Here is a 22427-nt window from a genome sequence, read left to right on the forward strand (position 1 = left end):
CGGGAGGTGGCTACGATGAATGTCAAAAACAGAAAATGTATTCGAAAGCTCAGCTTAAAATCTCTTTATGCGAACCGTCGCCGCAATCTGATCGCTATTTTTGCCATTGCACTGACAACGCTGCTATTTACGTCCATGTTCACCATTGTCTTGTCGTTGAACGCCAGTTATGAAACCTACCAGTTTCGGCAGGTAGGTGGCTATGCACACGGTACCTTTAAGGATGTTTCCCCCGAGCAGGCGGAACGTATCGCTGCCCACCCAAAGGTGAAGGCTGCGGGGGTACGGAAGGTAATCGGTATCACTGCGGAGGGTGTCTTTTCCAAAACCCCTGCAGAGATCAGCTACATGGATGCCAACTGCACTAAATGGAGCTATGCAACCCCTACTACCGGACGGATGCCCGAAAGCGGCAAAGAGGTAGCCATGGATACGGCAGCGTTGCAGCTGCTTGGCGTAACGCCGGAGCTGGGCGCCGAGGTCACGGTTTCCTATTCCATTACGGACAAGGATCAAACCGCCTTTACTGTAACAGATACCTTTACGCTGGTGGGCTATTGGGACTATGATGAACTAATGCCTGTTCATTACATCAACATCAGCCGTGATTACGCAGATGACATCGAAGCGCAGGCAGTGAAAACAGGTTTACAGCCTTTCCGCACCGATTTGAATGTCATGATGGCTTCCAGTACAAACATTCAAGGGCAGATGGAGCAGGTGGATACCGATCTCGGCTACACATGGGACAGCTATACCGATCCCAACAGCGTCCGGATCGGCGTCAACTGGGGATATACCTCATCCCAGCTGGAGTCGCATCTCGATCCGGAACTTGTGATCGCCATAGCAGCTTTTTTGCTGCTGGTGATTTTCACCGGGTATCTTATCATCTATAACATTTTCCAGATCTCTGTTGCGGGGGATATCCGGTTTTACGGGCTTCTGAAAACCATTGGCACAACGCCCCGGCAGCTCAAACGCATCATTCGCCAGCAGGCACTTCTGCTTTGTCTGATCGGCATTCCGGCGGGGCTGCTGTTGGGCTATGGCATTGGCGCTGTTCTGGTGCCTGTTGTCTTGCGCTCCACCCAGTTGGATGCAGGCATCACCACCATCAGCACTTCGCCTGTGATCTTTGTTGGCTCCGTGCTGTTTGCCCTGCTGACGGTGCTTTTGTCCTGCTCCAAGCCCGGGAAAATGGCAGCCAGGGTTTCTCCGGTGGAGGCTACCAAATATACAGATGCGATGCAGACCAAGAAAAAACAGCGCAGCACCCGGGGAGCGAAGCTCCATCAGATGGCCTTTGCCAATCTGGGACGAAACAAAAAAAAGACGGTGCTGGTGGTGGTGTCTCTGGCACTGTCGGTGACGCTGTTCAATGCACTGTGTGCCTTTGTGGGCGGCTTCAGCATGGAGAAGTATGTATCCTTCATGACCTGCGCCGATTTTATCGTCAGCACGCCCGACTATTTCCGTTACAACCCGGCAGATGAATTCATCACGCCGGAACAGATCGAAGAGATCGCAGCAAACACAAAGTCCAGTCTTTCCGGCACGGGATATGCTGTGCGAAAACCCGTATATCTTTGGATGACGGAGGATGCTCTGCGGCAGGACTATGCAAGGTACGAAAGTGCTGAGCAGTTGGACAGCCATATGAGCCGCATGGAGCACCGGGGCGATATGGTGATGGGAGATACCAGAATCGAGGCTCTGGATAACAGCCTGTTTGACAAGCTGCAAGTGTTCGACGGAGATATTTCTCCTATGCTGGAGCCAAACAATAACGCTATTGCCATTGCGGTTTCCTTAGATGACTACGGTAATCTGCCCAATCCTGAATACTACCCCAAGGTGGGAGACACGATCACCGCCACCTATGCGGACGATGTGAAATATATCGACAGCCGCACCGGGGAACTCCGCACCGAAGATACACCGGAGGAGTACTTTCAGGAAAAACTGTATGGAGCCAGAGATGTAGAGTACACGGTCTGCGCCTTGGTAGAGCTTCCGTATTCCATGAGTTATCGTTATGGTGGTATTGGATATGAGACAGTTTTGTCTGTGGATACCGCACAGAGGGACAGCGGCGGTGCGGCCATTCCGATGCTCTACCTGTTCGACACAGCAGACGACGCAGACGAGGCCGAAGCAGAGCAATATCTATCGAAGCTCACTGCCGGTGAGTTTTCACCCTTGATGTATGAAAGCAAGGCCACGGCTCGCTCTGAGTTTGCTCAGTTCCGGCAGATGTTCCTTCTGGTAGGTGGTATCCTCTGTGCTATCATCGGGCTGGTGGGACTCTTAAATTTCTTCAACGCCATGATGACCAGTATTCTTTCCCGCCGCCGTGAATTTGCTGTGCTTCAGGCTGTAGGAATGACGAACCGGCAGCTCAAAACCATGCTGATCTACGAGGGATTGTTTTACGCAATGTCCTCCGTATCGGCGGCCTTTATTCTGTCGCTGGCGGTGGGACCTCTTGCAGGAAAAATGCTGGGCAGTATGTTCTGGTTCTTTGAGTATCGATTCACCATTCTGCCTGTCCTGCTGACAATTCCGGTATTTCTTCTGCTGGGGTGGCTGATTCCTTGCATGATGTATGACAATGCAGCGAAATGCAGTGTTGTAGAGCAATTAAGGGATGCTCAATAACTGTTAAGCAAAAAACGGCCCTCTGCCAAGGAAAAGGCAGAGGGCTGAGTTTTAATCTAAGGGTTTACATTCAGTTACAGTTTTTAGATAAATTTCGGGATCACCGTTCAAGATCAAGTCTGCATATCCAACCGGATCATTGTAGATTAGATAATCCAGTTCTGACCGTTGATACATATTGTCAGCAACCTCATTCTCCACGGCGATGGTATCAATGGCAATCATGCTGCCATCTAAAAATTTCAGTTCCACACAAGCGGTATCCATGTTAAACTCACAAGAAATCAATCTATCCATAAGAAACCTCCATTTTGCGGGATGTTAGATCATCCCAAAATATTTGAATGCTTCTCGGATTGCTTTCTCTTTTTCCGGCGGACACTGGGGCTGTCTGGAATCCTCGGACTTCGGCAGATTATAGTTCTTACCAACCCCAATCCCACATTTTCGTTTAATCTGTGAGATATAGAGGTTGGACACCTTTAACCCGGTATGCTCCAACACATACTCCTTGATCTGCGGATAGGTTGCCCCATCCTGAAATTCGGACATATCCATATCTTCCAAAGAGAACTCAACCCGAATCTTTTTCGAGTCGACTTCGCCCTTGGAAAGCAAGACAACCGTCTCAACATGCCCCGTCCACCCAAACAAATCCACCGGCCATGCTTCTTTCGCCCGATAACCATGCTTTGCGAATACTTTCAAATCGCGTGCCAATGTATCCGGACCGCAGGAGATGTATACCACCCGTTTCGGCTGCATAAGGGCTACCGCGTCGATAAATTCTTCGGTACTTCCGCTTCTCGGCGGATCCATGAAAACGACGTCGGCGCTCTCGCTGCGGGCTGCCATATGAGACATGAACCGTCCGGCGTCATTGCAGAAGAACTGTGCATTGGTGATGCCGTTCTTCTTCGCATTCTGCACTGCATCCCGCACTGCATCCTGATTTAACTCTACGCCGATAACTTTGCCCGCGTGTTTGCTGGCAATGAGACCGATCGTACCAATACCGCAATAAGCATCCAGTACCGTCTCCTTGCCTGTAAGTCCTGCCAGTTCCATCGCTTTTCCGTACAGCTTCTCAGTCTGAACTGAGTTAATCTGATAGAAGGAACGGGACGAAATACGGAACCGGAGTCCGCAGAGTTCATCTTCGATATATCCTTTTCCATACAGTACATGTTCTTTGTCCCCCAGTACCATACTGGTGCTTCTGCCGTTGATATTCTGGACAATCGTAGTAATTTCCGGGTGCTTTTCACGAAGCGCCTTGACGAAATTGTTCTTCGACGGGAATACCGGGGATGCTGTCACCAAAACGACCAGAATCTCGCCGGTTGTGAAGCCGCGGCGAATCAATACATGACGCAGCAGACCGTATCCGGTGTCCTCATCAAAAACACGGATCTTGAACGAACGAAGCATACTCCGGATCGTCACGATGATCTCGTCTGCTTTCTGATCCTCAATCAGACAGGAATCCACCGGAAGAATCCGATGTGTCCCCTCTTTGTAAATGCCAGAAATCGGATTGTTTTTCCGATCCAATCCAAATACCGCATGAACTTTATTGCGGTAATGATACGGCTCTTCCATTCCAATGATCGGACGAACCGGACAGACACCGCCCAGCAGTTCTTCCATGCGCTTCTGTTTTTCTTTTAACTGCTGATCATAGGTTAAATGGAGATACTGACAGCCACCGCACTCACGGTAAATCGGACATTTTATTTTTCCACGCTGTCCACCACGAACCGTTTTCTGACCATCTTTTTCCCCTACATTTCGTTTCCTGTCCCCATGTGTGCCCCATTTATCCTCAACTCCAGACACTTTACGGGCAGATTTTCCCTGTTTTTCCCCATTGACTCCCACTTTTGCACTATTCTTGGAAAATCCAGTTGTTTTCTCCCCCCGGCCAAACGATTTCTTTCCTTCCGTTCTTTTTCCATCAGAACCATTCCCTGCCGTCTTTTTCCATCCTGTTTCTTTCATTTTTTCTCACACTTTCTTTCTTCGCTTATCTTCTACGCCTCTCCCAACTCTGCTTCCGTCTTCACGCCCTTAAAATTCTTCTTCCAACGTTCTTTCTTAAAATGCACCGCGTAAATGAGTCCGCGCACGCATTCATCGGCTGCCATTGCGATCCAGACGCCTTCCAGCCCCCAGCCGAGCTTGCTGCCGAGCAACCAGGAGCCGGCGGCAGCTACGACCCACTGGAAGGTGATTCCGACCGTGGTCGGGGTCAGGACATCGCCGACCGCAATCAGGCATTTGGTCATAACAATGTTGACCGCGCGCCCGATCTCCAGCACAATCTCAATCACCAGAATCCGCCGTCCAAGCGCAATGATCTCCGGGTTGTCTGTGAAAATCAGGAAAATGTATTTGCCTCCCAGGCACATCAGCACCGCCATCCCGACACACGCCGCAATCGCAACCTTCAGTGTCGCATTCACTCGTTTCTGTATATCATTCAGACGGCGCGCTCCGATCAGGTAGCCCAGCACAATCTGGGTTGCCGTCGCGATCGCCATCGCATAAACATAATCAATATTGGCAAAAATCGTACAATATCCCTTGGTTACAGTAACCAGAGTGCCAAAGGAATTAACAATTCCCAGAATCATCATCTGGGAGAGATTGTACGAAAAACTTTCGACCCCCGTCGGAATTGCCAACAGGCAGAGATTTTTTAAAATCTGCACCGGAAATGGACGCAGATAACTCATTCCCATTTTGACGCGGCGGCTCTTGAAAAACATTCCGATCATCAATGCCAGACCAACTAACTTACTGATATCCGTCGAGATCGCCGCTCCGACCGCCCCAAGCTGCGGCATTCCGAACCAGCCGTTGATTAAAATCGCATTTCCCACAATATTCATGGCATTCATGATAACTGATATAATCATGACTTCCTTTACCATGGCAAATGCGCGGATCATCGCTGAGAAGGTCAGATAAAGTCCCTGCACCAGAATAAATGCGCCGACAATCAGCAGATACAGCGACGCCTCATCAAAAACCTCCTCCGGCACATGGATCGCCCGGTAAAGCGGCGTGTGCCCGGCAAAAACCAGAATCGTTGCCGCAAGACTGACGCCGCCGATCAGCACGAGCGAGACCATGCAGGTCCGGGATGCATTTTTTTCATCCTGCGCGCCCAGATACTGGGACAAAATCACAGTAACCGCCGTCGATGCCATGCTCAGCACGATAATCACCAAGTTCATGATCTGGTTCGCATTGACAATCGCCGCCACCGAGGGCTGCGACACCCGGCTTACCATCATCTGATCGACGTTTCCGACCAAAAGCTGCAATAACAGTTCCACGAAGATCGGCAGCGACATCAGAAATAAATTCCGGTTCGTATTCATTTTGTCAATATCATTTTGATATTTCATATTTTCCCCTTACTTGTAATAATAGCAAAACAGCACATACAGCCGTCCAAACACTCTCGTATTCGCCCGGCTGTATGTGCCATTTTACACGATACTATATTGAATTGCAAGTGGAAGTCATTCTTTTTCCCTTACAAAAGCCCCCTCATTTTTAAATAATCCTTAATCAACTGAACCGCCCCGTCCACACCAATCTGTGTCGTATTAATCAAAAGGTCGTAGTTCTCCGGCTTCTCCCAGTCGCGCCCTGCATAATAACGATTATAATCGCGGCGTTCCCGGTCGATCCGGTGGATATTTTTGAGGACATCTTTGTCCGCGTAGAGATTCCGCTCACGCACGCGCTCCTCGCGCACCTTGATATCCGCGTAGAGGAACACGCGAATCAGTCCCTCGGTGCCGTCCAGCACATAATCCGCGCAGCGGCCGATGATGACGCAGGATTCCTCCGCCGCCAGCTTCCGGATCACTTCCGACTGGAAGCGAAACAGATTGTCGGCTGAAATGAGATCGGAACCGAACGACGGTGCGCCCTTTTCCGGTGTCAATGTATTGATAATCTTGTATAAAAGCCGGTTGCCCGCCTTCTCGTCTGCCAGATGGAAATAGCTCTCTTTGATACCGCTCTCATCTGAGTTCATACGGAGAATGTTCTTATCATAAAAACTGATCCCCAGATCTTCCGCCAACTTTTTGCCCGTATCCGCACCGCCGCTTCCATACTGCCTCGCAATCGTGATGATAATTTTTTTCTTCTCTGACATACCAAACCCCTCCCTTTATCTACAAGAAAATGCATATTGCTTTCTATCTTCAGCATACCATAATGAGGGGATTTTTTCCATTCATTTTTACAAAAAGCACAGCAAAAATCAATCAAATAAGTCATTCTATTCTTATTTTCAGATAGTGCCTGTTTTTCAGCTTTTCTCCCCTACTTCACCTCCCTCTCATACAAAAGCACCGTCGGAAATCCCGCCTTCCGCAGTTCCCGTTCCATCCGCACAGCGTTGTCGAGATTTTTAAACGCACCGACCCGAAGCTTGAAATACGTCCCATCGTACACCAGAAATGCAGGGAATCCCATACGGCGCAGTTCTTCTAACTGCTGCTCTGCCAGCGATCGGATGCGGTACGCCCCCGTCTGGATCTGGTAATAATAGTCGCTCTCTTCCACCGGACGGCGATCCATGTCGTCATCGATTACATTTAGAATCCCAGATGCAACCGCCGCCGCAATTTCGTCAAACTGCGCGTCAAACCGCTTGTTATCCTCCGGATTGTCGATAAATCCGACTTCAACCAGAACCGCCGGCATCTGCGTTTTCCGCAGCACAATCAAATCCGGGCGCTCGATCACGCCGAGATCCACATATCCGGTGCGCGCCAGCTCTCTCTGTATTGAATCCGCCAGCTGTTCTGATTCCCTGCCTGTCTTGTACACCAGCGTCATGACGCCCGAACCTTTTCCCGGCTCACTCGCCGCATTGCGGTGCAGGGAAACAAAATAGTCCGCGCCCGCCTCATTTCCCATCTCTGCTTTCTGGTAGGGCGTGTCATAGACGTCCGTTGACCGCGTGTAGACGGCATTCACCCCATTTTCCTCGAGAATCCTCCCTACTGCCAGCGCCAGACGCAGGGTATCGTCCTTTTCCATCCGATCCTCAAATACTGCTCCCGGATCTTTCGTTCCGCCGTGCCCGGCATCTATCATCACTTTCTTTTTTTCTTCCAAAAGAAAAGACTCCTCTCACATATCGTTGTACTACTACCATATGTGAAAGAAGTCCCAAAGTTTCCTGTTTAATTATTCCTCATACTCCCCGCTAAACACTTCCACCGCCGGTCCAGTCATGAACACGCGGTTTTTCTCGCGGTCCCAGCGGATCTGCAGGCAGCCGCCCAGCAGCTCGACCTCAACCTCATCCTCCGTATGCCCTGCCAGAATAGATGCAACGGCAACCGCGCAGGCACCTGTTCCACATGCCATCGTTTCGCCGGATCCGCGCTCCCAGACACGCATTTTTACGTGTGTGCGGTCAATGACCTTGACAAACTCGGTGTTGGTACGGTCCGGGAAACGCTTATGGAACTCGAATTTCGGTCCGATCGTCTCCAGATCCAAGGAATCAATCTCGTCCATAAACAGAACGGCGTGCGGATTTCCCATGGAAATTCCGGTAAATTCGTATTCCGTTCCATCTACCTCGATCTTCTCCGGAAGCTCGGAAGTCTGCTCCGGCTCGCCCATATCGACGGTGACCGCCGTTACTTTGCCATTTTCAACCTTCATATCCAGATATTTAATCCCGGACAATGTCTCAACAGAAATCTGCGGCTTGTCCACGATATGGTGGTCATACGCATATTTTCCCACACAGCGGATGCCGTTGCCGCACATCGCGCCGCGGGAACCGTCCAGATTGTACATATCCATGCGGCAGTCTGCCACCTCGGATGGAGTAATCAGAATCAATCCGTCGGAACCAATTCCAAAATGGCGGTCACTGACGGCAATCGCCAACTTCTCCGGATCGTTTACCGTTTCTTCAAAACAGTTGACATAGACATAATCATTGCCAAGTCCCTGCATTTTTGTAAATTTCATTGTTTTTACTGCTCCTTCTGCCTTTTTGATCCTATTTTAAAGGATCTTACGCCATTTTGTAAAGACTGATTACCATTTGTGCCGCCTCAATAAGGCTGACCTGGCTGTCCATGCTGCATTTCTGCAGATATTTATGCGCTTCTGGCTCCGTCATCCGGTTCCTCTCCATCAAAATCGCCTTTGCGGTGTCGATCGCTTTCTGATCCTCTTCCCTGCGCTTCTGCGGCGGCTGGTGACGCATCCGCCGTCTTTTTTCCGCCTGCGTCTGCTCAATCATGCGGACCGTTGAAACTAAATCTCCCATTTTAAACGGCGCCGGCAGGCAGACAATCTTTCCCATCGCTTCGCCGCTCCACCGGCTTGGGGAAGCAATGAGAAGCAAATCAAATCCCGGCGGCAGCTGGTCGGCAAGCTGCCGGCAGGTCATATCACCAAACCGGTAGCCGCTCACCACAATCCCGCTTCGCAAATCATCGGTTGACGCTAAAACCTGCGCGCCCGATGTGCAGGAGGCTGTGACCTGTATTCCATGTTTTACGAGTATATTTCTAATATTTCGTCCGTCCTGCGGCTTCGAAAATGCTACTATGATGTTTCCCACGTGGTCTCACCTCACTGCGATTTCGTACCCCCTAACAACGATACAGATATTCCGCTGTCTCCCAATCCGTCACATAGGCACAGAAGCGTTCCCACTCCTCTTTCTTGCCCTCGCCGTACATCCGGCAGAACTTTTCCCCAAATACACGGTGTGCAAATTCATTCTGATCCAGCTTCTGGAGCAATATCCCCAATGTCTCCGGGAACCGCGGCGCATCCTCATCGCCCGCTTCTTCATCCAGCACCAGCGCCTTCTCGATTCCTTCCAGTCCTGCTGCCAGAATCGCCGTCAGCGCCAGATACGGATTCGCAGACGGATCCGGGAACTGCACTTCCACGGAAATACGTCCGTTCCGGTCTTCCTTCACATGAACTGCCTTTTTACTTCCCTTTTCCCACACAGCCGCCGGGAACTCCGGCTGGAACACCGTGCTCCGCTCCGCCGCCAGACGTTTATATGAATTGACGGTTGGATTCGTAAAAATCATCATATCACTCAGATTTTTAAGCACGCCTGCTGCAAAATGCTTCGCCTGCGCCATCGCCTCCGCGCCCCGTCTGGAAGAGATCGACACGCCCACATGAAGCCCCGATCCGTCGCCGCTCATGTTTGGCTTCGGCATAAAAGTCGCATGCAGACCATGGCGTTTCGCAATCCGTTTGACCGCCGCCTTGAACGTCTGTAAATAATCTGCTGCCTCAATGCCCCGGCGCGCCGGAAGGACGAAGCTGTGCTGTCCGGCAGTCAGACCATGATGCGTGCTCTCGACCGCAAATCCTGCTTCCTCCAGGCTCAGAACCATGTCCCGGCGGACGCCCTCTGCCAAATCGATCGGCCCCGCGTCATAATACCCGGCAACCTCATGCGTCACCGTCGTCGGTCTCCCATCATCATCCGTGTGAAACAGATAAAACTCACACTGGAAATCAAAATCAAAGTCCAGTCCCATCTTCTCGGCACGTTTTACCGTTTCCTGTAAAATATGACGCGAATCCGTCCAGGACGGCGTCCCATCCGCATTGCAGACCTGGCAGATCACGCGCGCTACATTTTCCTGCCCGGAATCCCACGGAAGGACCTGATACGTTGATGCATCCGGCTTCAAGTACAATTCCACACTCTCGCTCTGGTCCGTCAGATATTCCGGCGCCGCCGCGCCCTCGATCCCAGCTTTCTGTAAGCCGCCGAGCGCAAACCGGTTGATTGCATACCCCTCTTTCATCGCTTTTTCCGCCTGCCTCCGCGTCATCTGGACCATTTTGCACTGTCCAAAAATATCGGTAAACTGCAGCTTTACCAAATCAACATCTTCATCAAAAAAAGGTTCGGATCGGTTCGTATTCTCTCCCATCGCCATTTCCTCCTATAAAAAACGAGGCAGCTGTCTTTGTTTCCAGTCAGCCCCCTCGCCCTCTTTTCATATACGCCCAGAATTTTCCTGCCTATACAGCCCCCAAAATTTCAAGCATACGTTTATGATCGTTTTGCTGTGTGAGAATGCCCCTGTCATTCTTTTCACAATTTTTATAAATAAAATATAGCAGTCCGATATTTTTCTGTCAAATACTTTTTTATTTAATCCGCAGCTGTTCGCTCAATTCATTTCCCAACTGGATATGTCCCACATATCCGACCTCGCCGACCATGTAAACCATGCCGTCCTCCTTGATTTCCACTTCCAGCGTGCCGCCCGGCATATGGACGTACATATGCGGATCAGCAAGTCCCAGGCGGTATGCCGCACTCGCCGCCGCGCAGGCGCAGCTTCCGGACGCCAGCGTATATCCAACGCCTCTCTCATAGATCTCGATCTGGATATTCGTCCGGTCAAGGACATTTAAAATCTGCGTATTGACCTTTTCCGGGAAATATTCGGATGTTTCCGAATGCTCGCCGATCCGGCACACCATTTCCTTCGAAATCTCATTCATCCAGATGACGCAGTGCGGATTTCCCATTGAAAGACAAGTCGTGACATACGGAATCTTTCCAAATACCATCGTCTGGTTTACCATCTCCCGCCGCTCGCCGGTCACCGGAATCTCATCGCTCCAGAACGTCGGATGCCCCATCGAAATTTTCACACGGGTCGCATCCTCGTTGAGATAAAAGACTGTCTCCTCGCCTCCCAGCGTTTTCCAGGAGATCGTCGTTTTCTGCACATATCCCGCGTCCCGCAGATATTTTGCAAAAATACCCATACCGTTGCCGCTCTTCTCCGCCTCGCTTCCGTCCGCGTTGTAGATGTGTACATAAAAATCATTCTCCCCCAGATATGGACCCGCCAGAATGCCATCCGCGCCGATGCCAAAATGACGGCTGCACATCTTCTTGATATTCTCCACATTCAATTCCAGATCATTCTTATTTGGATCAAACACCAGGTAATCATTTCCCATACAGTGATATTTTTCAAGCACAACCTGTTTCATCGCGATACCTCCTGCCTATTTTAATCAATACCATAAAATTCTTTCATCAATGATTTCTATTCTACTTCCGTTCTGGAAACCACTCTTTCTTTAATTTTTATTTTAGGAAAATATAGCAGCTTTTAATAGAAGAATCATGCTTTAAATATTGCATATAATGCTATATAATATGAACTAAGAAATGAAATGTCTGTGTTTCAAAACATATTTATCTCAAAGGAAAACAACAAACTCAATGCATTTATACAAGATATAATTTCCCGCAACAATCAACCTGCAATACACTCAAAAAAAGGAGTCCCATTATGCCAGAAAACACCACCCACGAATCCCCCGCCTACGAAAAACGCGGCTACCTCAACCACGAATTCCGCCTTTTCCACCTGCGCGGGCAGATGGATACACCGGTTGCCTACCACTATCATGATTTCCACAAAGTCCTGATCCTGTTAAATGGCGAAGCAGACTACATCGTGGAAGGCCGTTCCTACCACCTCCGCCCGCTCGACATCGTCCTCGTCGGCGCGCACTGCCTGCACAAGCCGGTCGTACCATACCACAGCCGATATGAGCGTATCATCCTCTACCTGTCGCCGGAATGTCTGGATGCATTCTCCTGTGCTGACTGTGCGCTCGACCTCTGTTTCCAGCTTGCCAGAGAACAGCAGTCCGATGTTCTGCGCCTCGGTTCCCTTACCATGACGCCGCTCTTAGAGGCGCTGTCAAGACTGGAAAATGCCTATCAGGCAGGTGGTACAAATGACAATGGCACAGACAATGCTAACTTTGAATCCCTTGGTGGCAGCAGTTATGGCTCCGGGCTTCTTCTGCGTTTATTATTCCTGGAATTTATGGTACACCTTGATCGCGCCGCCTCCGAAAACCATCGGGAATACGTTCCGACCTCCCCTTCCGGCGAAAAAATCCTGGAACTCATGCGCTACCTCTCTGAACACCCAGAAGAAGACCACACGATCGACCAGCTCGCCACCCGCTTTTACATGAGCAAATACCACATGATGCGCCTCTTCCGCCAGGAAACCGGCTACACCATTACCGAATACCTGACCGAAAAACGCCTCCAAAACGCAAACGAGCTCCTGCGCCGGGGCACCCCCGTCACAGAAGCCTGCTATCAATCCGGATTCCGCAATTATGCTGCGTTCCTCCGGGCATATAAGAAAAAATATCGCGATACGCCGCATAATTTATCCAGATTAAATTACCAAGAAAATTTTACTATATAATAAGGAAACTTCCCCTATTCTTCCCTCCGGAATTTCTGAATCGACTCCATCAGCATTCTAAAATTCCGGATCATTGAATCAAACGCCCCATATTTATAAAAATTGATAAAGACAAGCCCCACCGGCACCGCCAGAATCATGCCTGTCAGCCCGCGCAGCTTAAATCCCAGATACAAAAGAAACAGCGTCATCAGAGGCGGCAATCCCATCGACTCCCCGACGATCTTCGGCTGGATGATCTGACGGACGACCTGCGTCAGGATGTAGAGCAGGATAAGCCCGGTCGCATACGCATACTCCCCCGCAAACAGTTTCACAACCGCCCATGGGAACAGCACCGTTCCCGTTCCAAAGATCGGCAGAAAATCCAGAATCGCCGTCAAAAACGCCAACAGGACACCGTAGCGGACACCCAGCACCAAAAATCCTGCCGCGAGAATCAGCGCCACCACACACATGATACGGAATTGTGCCAGAAAATATCCACCAATCAGTCCCTTTGCGTCCCGTTTCATATACTCGATATAGCGGAATACAAATGCCGGAAGATGCTCTTTCAGCCACCGCATGATGGACTCCCGGTCCGCCAGAAACAGGTACGAAGACAGGATAATAATGACCATATTTACCAGAAGATTCGGAATACTCTTCGCCACATGTCCGGCGATCTGCACGGTCGGTTCCGCCGCCCGCGATACCAGTTTTCCAAACAGACCATCCAGATTATCCGAAAATGCCAGCAGCGGCGGTTGTAAATTCTGCGGAAAATATTCTGCAAGCTTGCGCCCATTCTGCAATGCATCCCCGATCTCAGCGATCACACTCTGATATATTTCCGGTGCATCCGCCAGAAAACTTCCCATTTCCCGGTAAACCAGAAGACTCGCCCCGTAAAAAAGACCGATCACAATCGCCAGCGCCGCAATAATGATCAGCATCGAGCCGTGGCGCCGCACCAGCTTCACGCGCCGTTCCAGAAACCGCACCAGCGGATTTGCTAAAAGTGCCAGAATCCATCCGACCACAAACGGCATGAAAAAATGCAGAAGTCTGGGACCTAAAAAGATGACCAGACATAAACCAAGGAGCGGAATCACAATATTCAGAATCATTCTAAAACATCGTTTCATCTCATCCTTTTCCTTTCCAAGACGATGATACAATTTCGCTATACCAGATTATAGTGTTCCGCAATCTTTCTGAATGCCGGAAGCGATCTCTCGATCTGTCCATATGATACGCAGTATGCAATGCGCACATAACCCGGGCACGCGAATGAACTTCCCGGTACTACCAGTACATTGTACTGTTTGCATACCTCGCAGAATTCCTTCTCATTCTCCACTGGAGATTTCACAAACAGGTAGAACGCGCCCTCCGGCTTGATGCAGGAAAATCCGCACTCTTTCAATCCGTTGTAAAGCAGGTTACGGTTGCGGTCGTAAGCTTCCAGATTCACATTCGCATCTACGCAGCGCTTGATGACTCTCTGCATTAGGGATGGCGCATTGACACAACCCAGAACACGGTTCGCAATCGTTGCCGCCTGGAATACGTTTGCGCTCTCATCCATCTCAGACGGGATTACCAGATAACCGATACGCTCGCCCGGAAGGGACAGAGACTTACTGTAAGAGTAGCAAACCACTGTATTGCGGTAATATTTTGTCACATACGGTACAACCGCGCCGTCGTAAGCCAGCTCACGATACGGCTCATCGGACAGAAGCACGATCGATGTACCAAATTCCTTCTGTTTCTTTTCCAGAATTGCTGCAATCTTCTGCAGTGTTTCCTCGGAATAAATAACGCCGGTCGGGTTGTTCGGGGTGTTGATGATCACTGCCTTGGTCTTTTCGTTGATCTTTTCCTCAAATTCAACGAGATTCGGCTGGAAATCCACCGTATTCGGAGATACAACCACCAGCTCGCCGTCATAGTTGCGGACATAGGAACCATACTCTACAAAGTATGGTGCAAAGGTAATGACCTGCTCTCCTGGATTTAACAGGGTCTTTAAAATGACATTCAAACCACTTGCCGCACCGACAGTCATCAGGATGTTGCCTGCGTGAAAGGAGGTGCCGAACCGGCGGTTTAACGACTGAGCGATCGTCTCACGCACATCTTCATAGCCTGCGTTGGACATATATCCGTGTACAAACAGGGAATCTTCTTCCTTTACGATATCCTGAATCGCCTGATTTACCTCTGCCGGAGCCGGTACGCTCGGATTTCCAAGGCTGAAATCAAACACATTCTCACGTCCATATTTCGCCGCCAGCTTATTGCCCTCTTCAAACATCATACGGATGGCGGAGTTATTTTTCATAAGCGGTATCATTTTTTCTGAAATCATTGGCTTGCCCTCTTTTCTGTAAAACTGATCCATGCGGCAACTCTATCTGTATACAAGCAGCACTTTAACTTACTGAATTGTCGTCTTTTTGTTATTATAGCAGATTTTATTTCATTTTTATATCTTAATCCATATATTTTTACCGCCCTGCAACCTTATGCGATACCAGAAAGGCCACAACCGCTGTCACCGCGAAATAAAACCATGTGGACGGATTGCTGAACCAGGTTGTGAAAAACGATAACAGCATGTAAAGTGCAAACTGTGCGTACAGAAGATAGGTAATCGGATTCTGCACCTGGCGCATCATCCGCATCAGCAGATACGCCGCCGCTCCTAATATGGCAGAAAAGATGAACACGCCAATTATGCCGAAATCGTAGTACGCATCATAAAACATCGTCAGCGTCGTCAGCTCTTCCTTCGTCACATAATACGGAAATGCCGTCAACGACGGAACCAGAAACTTGAGTCCCGTCAGCGTCCAGAACGGTGCCAGCATCTTCATGCCCCAGCTGTGCTTCACAAGTCCCTTGACCAGACAGTCGAAATTATCGTAATTGTTTGCAATATAGATATACGGCTGCGTCACAAAAATCGGCAGGTGCCGTTTCATCTCAAAAACCGTATTCAAGTAGGCAGTATCATGGCTGCGCGCGATCGTCAGCAGAATGTAGAGCCCAATCAGCCCTGCCAGCGCAAAAACAACATAAATCGGATTCAGCTGGTGTTCCATCTGTATGTAGGTAATCAATGCCAGCAGTACCGCAAACAGAAGCTGGGAGCGCGACACGCACAGAAGCGGAATCGCCACCGCCGCTGCATCTGCCAGAAGCATACATACCAGCCGTCCCCGGCTGCGACCGCCCTCGATGCAAAAATAGATCACAGAGAGCGCCGGAACCAGCACACAGGACACCGTTAGATAATGAAGCCCGGTCACATGGAAATAGGAATAAGCATGCGGAACGCCCCGGAGCAGCAGCGGAATATAGCCCATATAGACCGCCTCGATCGCGAAACAGCCTGCCGATAGCGCCGCCAGCGCCACCGCGCAGAAAAAGACGGTTCCGGCATAAGATTCCAACCCCCGGCGCTGCACCGCGCCGGAATGACCGCCCACACGGACGGACGCCTCACTGGAAAATGCTTCCAGATAATAAAAAGCCAGATAAAAGCCCGCAAACGCCGCCAAAAGTCCCAGCCACGTTCCCGCACTCCATGCCTGACTTAAATAACTAAGCTTCATACACGCCAGTCCCTGTCCACCTACAAAGGAAAGAGCGAAAATCCCCCGCAGATGCAGAAGATTTCCACTCCGGATATAGTCTGACGCATACAGATACGCCGCCGCCGCCAGAAGCCCTGCGCCGGATAAAAGATAATGGCGGCCAAGCGCCAGAAGCAGCGAAGCCGCATAGCAAACCAAATAAACGATCATAGTTTCATCCTATCTGTACGTCTGTACACATTCTTTTACCGCACCGGTTTTCCCTACTCGCCCAGCCCGTCATCAACTATTTTCAGCATCGCCGACAGAGCTTCCTCCTCGTCTTTTCCATCACAGATAAACTCGATCTCATCACCGCTCTTGATGCACGCCCCAAGCACGCTCAGGACACTCTTTGCATTGGACACGGTGCCACGGAACTGGAACTGGACAGAACAATCGAATTTTACCGCCTCATTACACAGGATTCCCGCCGGTCTCAAATGCAGACCAGTCGGGTTTTTTAATTTAATTTTTGCTTTTACCATTGTTTAACTTCTTTCTCCTCATTTGTGGATGGCATACCATGCTTTATGCAGCATTGCCGCTCTCTGCATCCACATTTTCTTTTGCCGAGCTTGCCCCGCTCTCCCGGTTGGAACTGCTCTGGCTGCCCGTGTCTCCACGGTCACTCTCGATGCTTTCCGTCGTCTGGGCACTGGAGCTTCCATGTTCGCTGACCCGCACTGTCACAGCCGGCGCCGACAGCATCTTATACGCGTCCCCCAGCTGGAACTGCGCCGCTGCCGTGTGCTCGCCCAGTCCCATGCCTGATACATCGACCCGGATATTCATCTTCGCCGCCGACAGGCTGCTTAAATCCTCCTCAAGTCCCTGTACCTTGACTTCCATCTTCGTATCTTCGACGGTATAGCTGTAGCTGCTGTTCTTTCCGTTTAGAGTCACATCCTCCGGTTTGACCGTAAAGGTCTTCTCTATCAACTTCTCGACCTGTAGTGTCACGTTGATCGTCGTGCTATCCAGTCCCACGATCGTAAGCCCGGACGGCAGATAATCATCCAGATCGATCTCGCACTCCACATTCTTCGTCGCGCCCTGCACATTAAGGGACGGTCCCTGAATCGTGAGCGTGCTGACCGATGCCAGATCCGTCTTAAGCCCCGCCACAGACACCGACTTGATATCCGTCTTCGGACCCGTATAGCGGTATCCATCCGCCACTTCACCACTGACGTCAAAATCAAGCGGTACTTCTTTTACTTTCAGGATCTGCATCGTATAAGAGACATCTCCGCCAACCGTCTTGACAGAATCTCCCAAATCTGACAGCACATTTCCATTGGCGTCAAAATACTCCGGTGTTGCTGTTCCACCGACATCCGCCGCAGCACCGTCAATATTAAAACGGATACCCACGCTGCTGATCTGTCCGATCAGGGAGGTTGGTCCTTTAACCGTCACCTGGGATGGCACCATTGTCACCTCACCCGCCTCGTAACCCTCTGCCGCCTTGCCCTGAGGATACGCTTTCAGCGTAAATGCCTTGGTCTGCAGCGCCTCGGTCGTGATCTTGATGACCTCCGGGGACTTCACAACCGGCGTGGACTCCAGCAGTTCCTCATTGTTCACCACTTCCACTCGGATCGGGATCGCACCCGTCACATCATACATTTCCGATAAATCCGCATAGGCGTTGAAATCCGACGCCTTTACCTTATAATCATCCTTCGTCCGGATCTTGAAACTGATCGTCGCCGTTTTTTTGCCTACCACATCATAGGCAAGATCCGCCTGCTCCAGCACCTGATCGTTCGTGATCGTGACCGGAACCTCCCTCGTCGATACCTTGATCGGGTTCGCCACATTCACGACCGCCAGCCACACAAAGAAAGCACAGAACAGGGCAATCAGCTTGATCGCAAGATTATTCGTCAGCTTTTCTTTCATTTCTGCGTCTTCCCTTCCATATTCTGAAACGACCTGTGTTTTCCGTTTCCCGTTTTACCAGAACTGACAATATATCTCTCAGTTCATCTCCATCCTTGACACTCTTAAGCCGTCCGGACACAGCCACCGACACACGCCCTGTCTCTTCCGATACAACCAGCGTCACGCTATCGGTCGCCTCACTGACTCCGACTGCCGCACGGTGTCTGGTTCCCAATGCCTTGCTGATATCCATATTGTCCGAGAGCGGCAGATAACAGGTCGCCGCCGTCACACGGTTACCGCGAATCACGACCGCGCCGTCGTGCAGCGGTGTGTTGTGCTCAAAAATATTGATCAGAAGCTGGCTCGTCACGATACCATCGACCTCGATGCCCGTCCGCTCGATCTCTCCGAGCGGCGTGCCCCTCTCGATGACGATCAGGGCGCCCGTCTTGACTTTTCCCATCTCAAAACAAGCACGCACCAGCTCTGCAATCGTCTTTTCGCTGAAATCCTCATTTTTCTTCGTATCATCCGTTGAAAACAGCGTCGTCAGCACGTTCTGGCTTCCGATCTGCTCCAGTGCTTTCCGCAGCTCCGGCTGGAAAATAACGATGATCGCCGTTACCGCAATGTACGACGTCTTTTCCAGAAGCCACAGAATCGTATCCAGTTCCAGGATCGCAGCTGCCAGAAAGAATGCAAGAATAAAAACAATACCCTTCAGAAGCGTCCACGCCCGCGTATTTTTGATCCAGATCAGCATTTCATATACCAGAATTGCTATAATCGCGATCTCTATTAAATTTTTAAAGGTTATCTTCGGTACGAACGAGATCCACGAATAAATCTCCGCCAGTATCTCTGCCATTCTTTTCCCTCCCTTTCGGGCTGCGTTTCTGTTACCAGTCACGTACATATGACCCGTCACGCATTTCTTTTAACAACAAGTTTCTTTTATAAAATAGTCTATCTTCTCTTTACTTTATTGATTTCCTGTACCTTTACATCCGTCCTCGAAATCGCAATCTTTGGAACCGCTTTCACATAGTAATAATAATCGTCATCCTCAAACTGCGTGTACTCGGTCCGGCTGTAATCGACCGAAAAAACAAACAGCTGATAGATCAGCGATGCAATGACCGCACCAATCATTCCCACAACCAGCTCCGGCACGGACACCGGAACGCCAAAGCGGAAATCGCCGATAAACACAACCAGAATCTGTAAAATAAGGCCAGCTCCGATCGCGATCCCCCAGGAGTAGTTGATCGACAGTTTCTTGAGCACACAGACCGTCAGCGCCCCCAGGCAGCATGCCGCAATCATGACAAGCATCGCCGGGTTTGCCAGCAGGTTTTTGATGACCTGCGCCAGCATCTGCGTGATCTCAGTCTGCTCACTGCCTGCCAGGAAGCTTCCGTTCTGCTTCACATACAGAATCACGTAGTACAGAAAAATCCCGCAGCTCATCGGAATCACCGATACGAGGCTTCCAGTCAGTCCGAGAATCATCGGGACTGCAAACGGCACCTTCAGAAAAAACAAGATCGGCGTTACAATCAGGTACGCGCTGTCACCCGGCTGAAATCCGTAATACAGCAGCACCACGATCAGAAGGAACACCAAGGTGATGAGCGCCACTTCCATCGATGCTGCAAAGAGCTGTGCCAGCAAAAAAACCCCAATCAGAAACGCAATGGCTCCAAATGGGAGAAATGCACATATAATTCCCGCAAACAGCGGCACCAGACCGCCGCTCAGTTTCGGCATCAGTCCGATGTTCTGGTTAATCAGAAACACCGCCGCAAAGGCAGTTATAAAACGCAGGAATGCATTCACAAATGCACTGTATCTCGCATAGAAAGCCTTGAGTGCTTCTTTCCCTGCAAGGAGTCCTCTCATCTGCCTCTCCTCTCTCTCTCCATTTTTCTGGCGCGCCGGTGTATATCGTAGCGCTTATCCAGATGTTTCAGTTTCGCTATGTAGATCCGGTTCATCCTTTCCTCGTACTCATACCGCCCGCCATACACGATGATCGTCAGGACGACATACAGAAAAAGCCCCCCGAGGTATAAAGCTCCTCCTCGAAAAGCCAGTCCCTTCAGTTCATCCATTCCTATCGAACTCAGAACTACTTCTACATTAAATAATACCCACATTCCAAAGAGAAGTATGCTGCACAATGTATAGCTTATAAATCCCCGGAGCAGATTGCGGCTGATATAGTCGCTTTTAAAATACTGATTGACTGTTTTCATCTGGGAAGCATGCTTCTTCTCAAACAGTGCCAGTTCGGTCATTAATTTTATCTTGTCTTCGTTGAGCATACATGGTTCCTTTTTTATATATGCCGCGGCTTCCGGTTCAATACGTCCCGTTTCTGAAACCGCTGCGCCAAAAACGCATTCTTCCATAAATTATAACATAACTTTTTTCTCTTGGCGAGGGGGCGGGGGGATTTTTCATAGGTTTTTCATAAATTTGTAAGGGATTGTCAGACATCAAAAAAGAGCTCTGCCGATCACACATTTTCGCATGATCGGCAGAGCGTATCAAGTCTGTTTCATAAGATGTAAAAACTATGCCTTTTTTGCTTCTTTTTATGTTATGATACTTTTATGATGATACCAGGGTCAAAAGGTCAGAAGTTCGACGCAAGCTTGCTTGCAGGAGAATTTTTGACCTTGGGACCCGCCAAAAACATGAGTAAGTAGCCATTTTTCCAAGAAAAATGAGCGAATTACGAATGTTTTTGAAGATTGCGGGAGCATATAGTGCGGAGCAATCTGGTATCAGAGGGGGCAAAATGCCTTTTGACCCCAACATCTTTATGATATTAGGATCAAAAGGTTCGAAACATGCGTAAGCAGCCTTTTTCCAGACAATCAGAAGAAAAGAGGGATTTTGTTTTGAAAATCGCGATTGTAGATGATTTGTCCAGTGTATGGGTGCAATACCTCGCGCTCCCTTGCTTTGGCGTTTTATTTAAGCTGATAGTAGACGCCGAGAGCGGAATGATTTTATTTCTATATTTATTTATCATCGATTATCTGTTGGTCGTGCGTGCCGCCGCTTTCTACATCTGTCAGGCGCTCTTCGGCTACAACTTTTTCTCCTGGGAGACCGGGTGTTCCGGCTCTGAAAACACGCCGCCTTTCATCCGTCTCTCCGCGGTGCAGACGGGTATCTCCACCCTGTCCATCACCACGGACAACACCAGCGCATTCAGCCCTACCTGGATGAATGAAAAACTGGTATCGACCAAACCTGCGGGAAGCGGCATCGGAACCGAATCGATCCGCATGATCGCCGAACAGTACCACGGCGATGCACGGTTTGAATGGCGGGACGGCGTATTTTATGCTTCGGTATTGCTGAATCCGTAATGACACAAAAAGGGGATATCCAGTTTTTTCTGCTATCTCCCTACATAACCGGTTCCTGCAGCACGGTTCCCTCCGGGAATGCGGTACGGAACACGCAGCGCACCAGCGGACCTGCTACGATGAGCTGGAACGGAAGCGCCATGATGATATTCTTCGGAATATTGGTCAGCCAGATGATGAGCAGCTGGCTCCATGCGCCGGATTTCACGCAGGCTTCCAGACCGCCATATAAGGACATAACAAATACCATCGGAACGACCATGCAGCAGGAGATCGTGATTACTTTACGAAGTGTGCTGCTCTCCGGTGATACAAAGTAACGGAACGCAATTCCCTTCGCCGGACCGGACACGATGAACCAGTCAAACAGAAACGCATACACGAATGCAAACGGGAATCCGATCCATCCTTCGCGGATCGTTTCCAAGGATAAATGTCCCATATGAAGGGTTACATTGTACATACTCATCCAGAGTACCATCGTGAAACACATGATAACGGAATAGATAAAACTTTCTCTCTTATTTCTTGGCATTTTCATTCTCCTCCTATAA

Annotated in this window: 21 protein-coding genes; 3 read left to right on the forward strand and 18 right to left on the reverse strand. The window is 49.9% G+C overall.

The window, feature by feature from the left end; translation table 11 throughout:
* The first annotated feature begins 15 nt into the window (after positions 1-15).
* Positions 16-2661 carry an ABC transporter permease gene (locus C7U56_RS10965; protein WP_107001237.1) on the forward strand — a complete coding sequence of 882 codons (2646 nt, stop codon included), beginning with the start codon at positions 16-18 and terminating at the stop codon, positions 2659-2661.
* A 51-nt stretch (positions 2662-2712) separates the two neighbouring features.
* On the opposite strand, the gene C7U56_RS10970 is transcribed toward C7U56_RS10965, so the two are convergent.
* The 9 genes from C7U56_RS10970 to dapF (C7U56_RS11010) all read right to left on the reverse strand — a co-directional run bounded on the left by C7U56_RS10970 (position 2713) and on the right by dapF (C7U56_RS11010) (position 11718).
* A complete protein-coding gene (locus C7U56_RS10970; RefSeq protein WP_021683568.1) occupies positions 2713-2958 on the reverse strand; it encodes a DUF6061 family protein in 246 nt (81 codons plus the stop codon).
* Between the two features lie 24 nt (positions 2959-2982).
* Positions 2983-4662, reverse strand: a complete 1680-nt coding sequence (gene rlmD / locus C7U56_RS10975; RefSeq protein WP_107001238.1) for a 23S rRNA (uracil(1939)-C(5))-methyltransferase RlmD — start codon at positions 4660-4662, stop codon at positions 2983-2985.
* Between the two features lie 32 nt (positions 4663-4694).
* On the reverse strand, positions 4695-6077 hold the full coding sequence (locus C7U56_RS10980; protein WP_107001239.1) for an MATE family efflux transporter: 1383 nt from the start codon (positions 6075-6077) through the stop codon (positions 4695-4697).
* A gap of 131 nt (positions 6078-6208) precedes the next feature.
* Entirely contained in the window at positions 6209-6841 is a 633-nt protein-coding gene (locus C7U56_RS10985) for a cytidylate kinase-like family protein (RefSeq protein WP_022358543.1), read from the reverse strand.
* A gap of 170 nt (positions 6842-7011) precedes the next feature.
* Positions 7012-7812 (reverse strand): N-acetylmuramoyl-L-alanine amidase, encoded by an 801-nt coding sequence (locus C7U56_RS10990; RefSeq protein WP_107001240.1) that lies wholly within the window; start codon positions 7810-7812, stop codon positions 7012-7014.
* Between the two features lie 72 nt (positions 7813-7884).
* Complete coding sequence (gene dapF, locus C7U56_RS10995) at positions 7885-8685, reverse strand: diaminopimelate epimerase (protein WP_107001241.1); 801 nt, start codon at positions 8683-8685, stop codon at positions 7885-7887.
* Between the two features lie 46 nt (positions 8686-8731).
* Entirely contained in the window at positions 8732-9286 is a 555-nt protein-coding gene (locus tag C7U56_RS11000; protein WP_107001242.1) for an ANTAR domain-containing response regulator, read from the reverse strand.
* 31 nt (positions 9287-9317) lie between these two features.
* A complete protein-coding gene (locus tag C7U56_RS11005; RefSeq protein ID WP_107001243.1) occupies positions 9318-10637 on the reverse strand; it encodes a glutamine synthetase family protein in 1320 nt (439 codons plus the stop codon).
* A gap of 220 nt (positions 10638-10857) precedes the next feature.
* On the reverse strand, positions 10858-11718 hold the full coding sequence (gene dapF, locus C7U56_RS11010) for a diaminopimelate epimerase (RefSeq protein WP_107001244.1): 861 nt from the start codon (positions 11716-11718) through the stop codon (positions 10858-10860).
* 305 nt (positions 11719-12023) lie between these two features.
* On the opposite strand from dapF (C7U56_RS11010), the gene C7U56_RS11015 reads away from it, so the two are divergent.
* Positions 12024-12965, forward strand: coding sequence for an AraC family transcriptional regulator (locus C7U56_RS11015; protein WP_107001245.1), 942 nt, complete (start codon positions 12024-12026; stop codon positions 12963-12965).
* A gap of 14 nt (positions 12966-12979) precedes the next feature.
* Here the strand turns inward: C7U56_RS11015 and ytvI are convergent, their stop codons facing one another.
* The 8 genes from ytvI to C7U56_RS11055 all read right to left on the reverse strand — a co-directional run bounded on the left by ytvI (position 12980) and on the right by C7U56_RS11055 (position 20901).
* Complete coding sequence (ytvI, locus tag C7U56_RS11020; protein ID WP_107001246.1) at positions 12980-14095, reverse strand: sporulation integral membrane protein YtvI; 1116 nt, start codon at positions 14093-14095, stop codon at positions 12980-12982.
* A 38-nt stretch (positions 14096-14133) separates the two neighbouring features.
* Positions 14134-15324: a pyridoxal phosphate-dependent aminotransferase gene (locus tag C7U56_RS11025; protein WP_107001247.1), complete on the reverse strand. Its 1191-nt coding sequence runs from the start codon at positions 15322-15324 to the stop codon at positions 14134-14136.
* A gap of 139 nt (positions 15325-15463) precedes the next feature.
* Positions 15464-16765 carry an O-antigen polymerase gene (locus C7U56_RS11030; protein WP_107001248.1) on the reverse strand — a complete coding sequence of 434 codons (1302 nt, stop codon included), beginning with the start codon at positions 16763-16765 and terminating at the stop codon, positions 15464-15466.
* 53 nt (positions 16766-16818) lie between these two features.
* Positions 16819-17082, reverse strand: coding sequence for an HPr family phosphocarrier protein (locus C7U56_RS11035; protein WP_107001249.1), 264 nt, complete (start codon positions 17080-17082; stop codon positions 16819-16821).
* Between the two features lie 43 nt (positions 17083-17125).
* Positions 17126-18502: a CdaR family protein gene (locus C7U56_RS11040; RefSeq protein WP_107001250.1), complete on the reverse strand. Its 1377-nt coding sequence runs from the start codon at positions 18500-18502 to the stop codon at positions 17126-17128.
* Positions 18480-19355 (reverse strand): diadenylate cyclase CdaA, encoded by an 876-nt coding sequence (gene cdaA, locus C7U56_RS11045; RefSeq protein ID WP_107001251.1) that lies wholly within the window; start codon positions 19353-19355, stop codon positions 18480-18482. The genes C7U56_RS11040 and cdaA overlap by 23 nt, the downstream gene beginning before the upstream one ends.
* A 98-nt stretch (positions 19356-19453) precedes the next feature.
* On the reverse strand, positions 19454-20389 hold the full coding sequence (locus C7U56_RS11050; RefSeq protein ID WP_107001252.1) for an ABC transporter permease: 936 nt from the start codon (positions 20387-20389) through the stop codon (positions 19454-19456).
* Complete coding sequence (locus C7U56_RS11055; protein ID WP_233430251.1) at positions 20386-20901, reverse strand: hypothetical protein; 516 nt, start codon at positions 20899-20901, stop codon at positions 20386-20388. Before C7U56_RS11055 ends, C7U56_RS11050 begins: the two co-directional genes overlap by 4 nt.
* 495 nt (positions 20902-21396) lie before the next feature.
* On the opposite strand from C7U56_RS11055, the gene C7U56_RS11060 reads away from it, so the two are divergent.
* Positions 21397-21873 (forward strand): GHKL domain-containing protein, encoded by a 477-nt coding sequence (locus C7U56_RS11060; protein WP_181357229.1) that lies wholly within the window; start codon positions 21397-21399, stop codon positions 21871-21873.
* A gap of 40 nt (positions 21874-21913) precedes the next feature.
* Here the strand turns inward: C7U56_RS11060 and C7U56_RS11065 are convergent, their stop codons facing one another.
* Positions 21914-22408 (reverse strand): DUF2798 domain-containing protein, encoded by a 495-nt coding sequence (locus C7U56_RS11065; protein ID WP_107001254.1) that lies wholly within the window; start codon positions 22406-22408, stop codon positions 21914-21916.
* Between the last annotated feature and the right edge of the window lie 19 nt (positions 22409-22427).

The sequence above is a fragment of the Clostridium fessum genome (genome assembly GCF_003024715.1).
GTDB classification, from domain to species: Bacteria; Bacillota; Clostridia; order Lachnospirales; family Lachnospiraceae; genus Otoolea; species Otoolea fessa.

What these genes read in the sequence shown, in the direction of transcription:
- cdaA (WP_107001251.1), bottom strand. Translation starts at nt 19,355, where the DNA reads ATGGCAGAGATACTGGCGGAGATTTATTCGTGGATCTCGTTCGTACCG.
- C7U56_RS11025 (WP_107001247.1), bottom strand. Translation starts at nt 15,324, where the DNA reads ATGATTTCAGAAAAAATGATACCGCTTATGAAAAATAACTCCGCCATC.
- C7U56_RS10970 (WP_021683568.1), bottom strand. Translation starts at nt 2,958, where the DNA reads ATGGATAGATTGATTTCTTGTGAGTTTAACATGGATACCGCTTGTGTG.
- dapF (WP_107001241.1), bottom strand. Translation starts at nt 8,685, where the DNA reads ATGAAATTTACAAAAATGCAGGGACTTGGCAATGATTATGTCTATGTC.
- C7U56_RS11015 (WP_107001245.1), top strand. Translation starts at nt 12,024, where the DNA reads ATGCCAGAAAACACCACCCACGAATCCCCCGCCTACGAAAAACGCGGC.
- C7U56_RS11055 (WP_233430251.1), bottom strand. Translation starts at nt 20,901, where the DNA reads ATGGAAGAATGCGTTTTTGGCGCAGCGGTTTCAGAAACGGGACGTATT.
- C7U56_RS10980 (WP_107001239.1), bottom strand. Translation starts at nt 6,077, where the DNA reads ATGAAATATCAAAATGATATTGACAAAATGAATACGAACCGGAATTTA.
- ytvI (WP_107001246.1), bottom strand. Translation starts at nt 14,095, where the DNA reads ATGAAACGATGTTTTAGAATGATTCTGAATATTGTGATTCCGCTCCTT.
- C7U56_RS11005 (WP_107001243.1), bottom strand. Translation starts at nt 10,637, where the DNA reads ATGGGAGAGAATACGAACCGATCCGAACCTTTTTTTGATGAAGATGTT.
- dapF (WP_107001244.1), bottom strand. Translation starts at nt 11,718, where the DNA reads ATGAAACAGGTTGTGCTTGAAAAATATCACTGTATGGGAAATGATTAC.
- C7U56_RS11065 (WP_107001254.1), bottom strand. Translation starts at nt 22,408, where the DNA reads ATGCCAAGAAATAAGAGAGAAAGTTTTATCTATTCCGTTATCATGTGT.
- C7U56_RS11040 (WP_107001250.1), bottom strand. Translation starts at nt 18,502, where the DNA reads ATGAAAGAAAAGCTGACGAATAATCTTGCGATCAAGCTGATTGCCCTG.
- C7U56_RS11030 (WP_107001248.1), bottom strand. Translation starts at nt 16,765, where the DNA reads ATGATCGTTTATTTGGTTTGCTATGCGGCTTCGCTGCTTCTGGCGCTT.
- C7U56_RS11035 (WP_107001249.1), bottom strand. Translation starts at nt 17,082, where the DNA reads ATGGTAAAAGCAAAAATTAAATTAAAAAACCCGACTGGTCTGCATTTG.
- C7U56_RS11050 (WP_107001252.1), bottom strand. Translation starts at nt 20,389, where the DNA reads ATGAGAGGACTCCTTGCAGGGAAAGAAGCACTCAAGGCTTTCTATGCG.
- rlmD (WP_107001238.1), bottom strand. Translation starts at nt 4,662, where the DNA reads ATGAAAGAAACAGGATGGAAAAAGACGGCAGGGAATGGTTCTGATGGA.
- C7U56_RS10965 (WP_107001237.1), top strand. Translation starts at nt 16, where the DNA reads ATGAATGTCAAAAACAGAAAATGTATTCGAAAGCTCAGCTTAAAATCT.
- C7U56_RS10985 (WP_022358543.1), bottom strand. Translation starts at nt 6,841, where the DNA reads ATGTCAGAGAAGAAAAAAATTATCATCACGATTGCGAGGCAGTATGGA.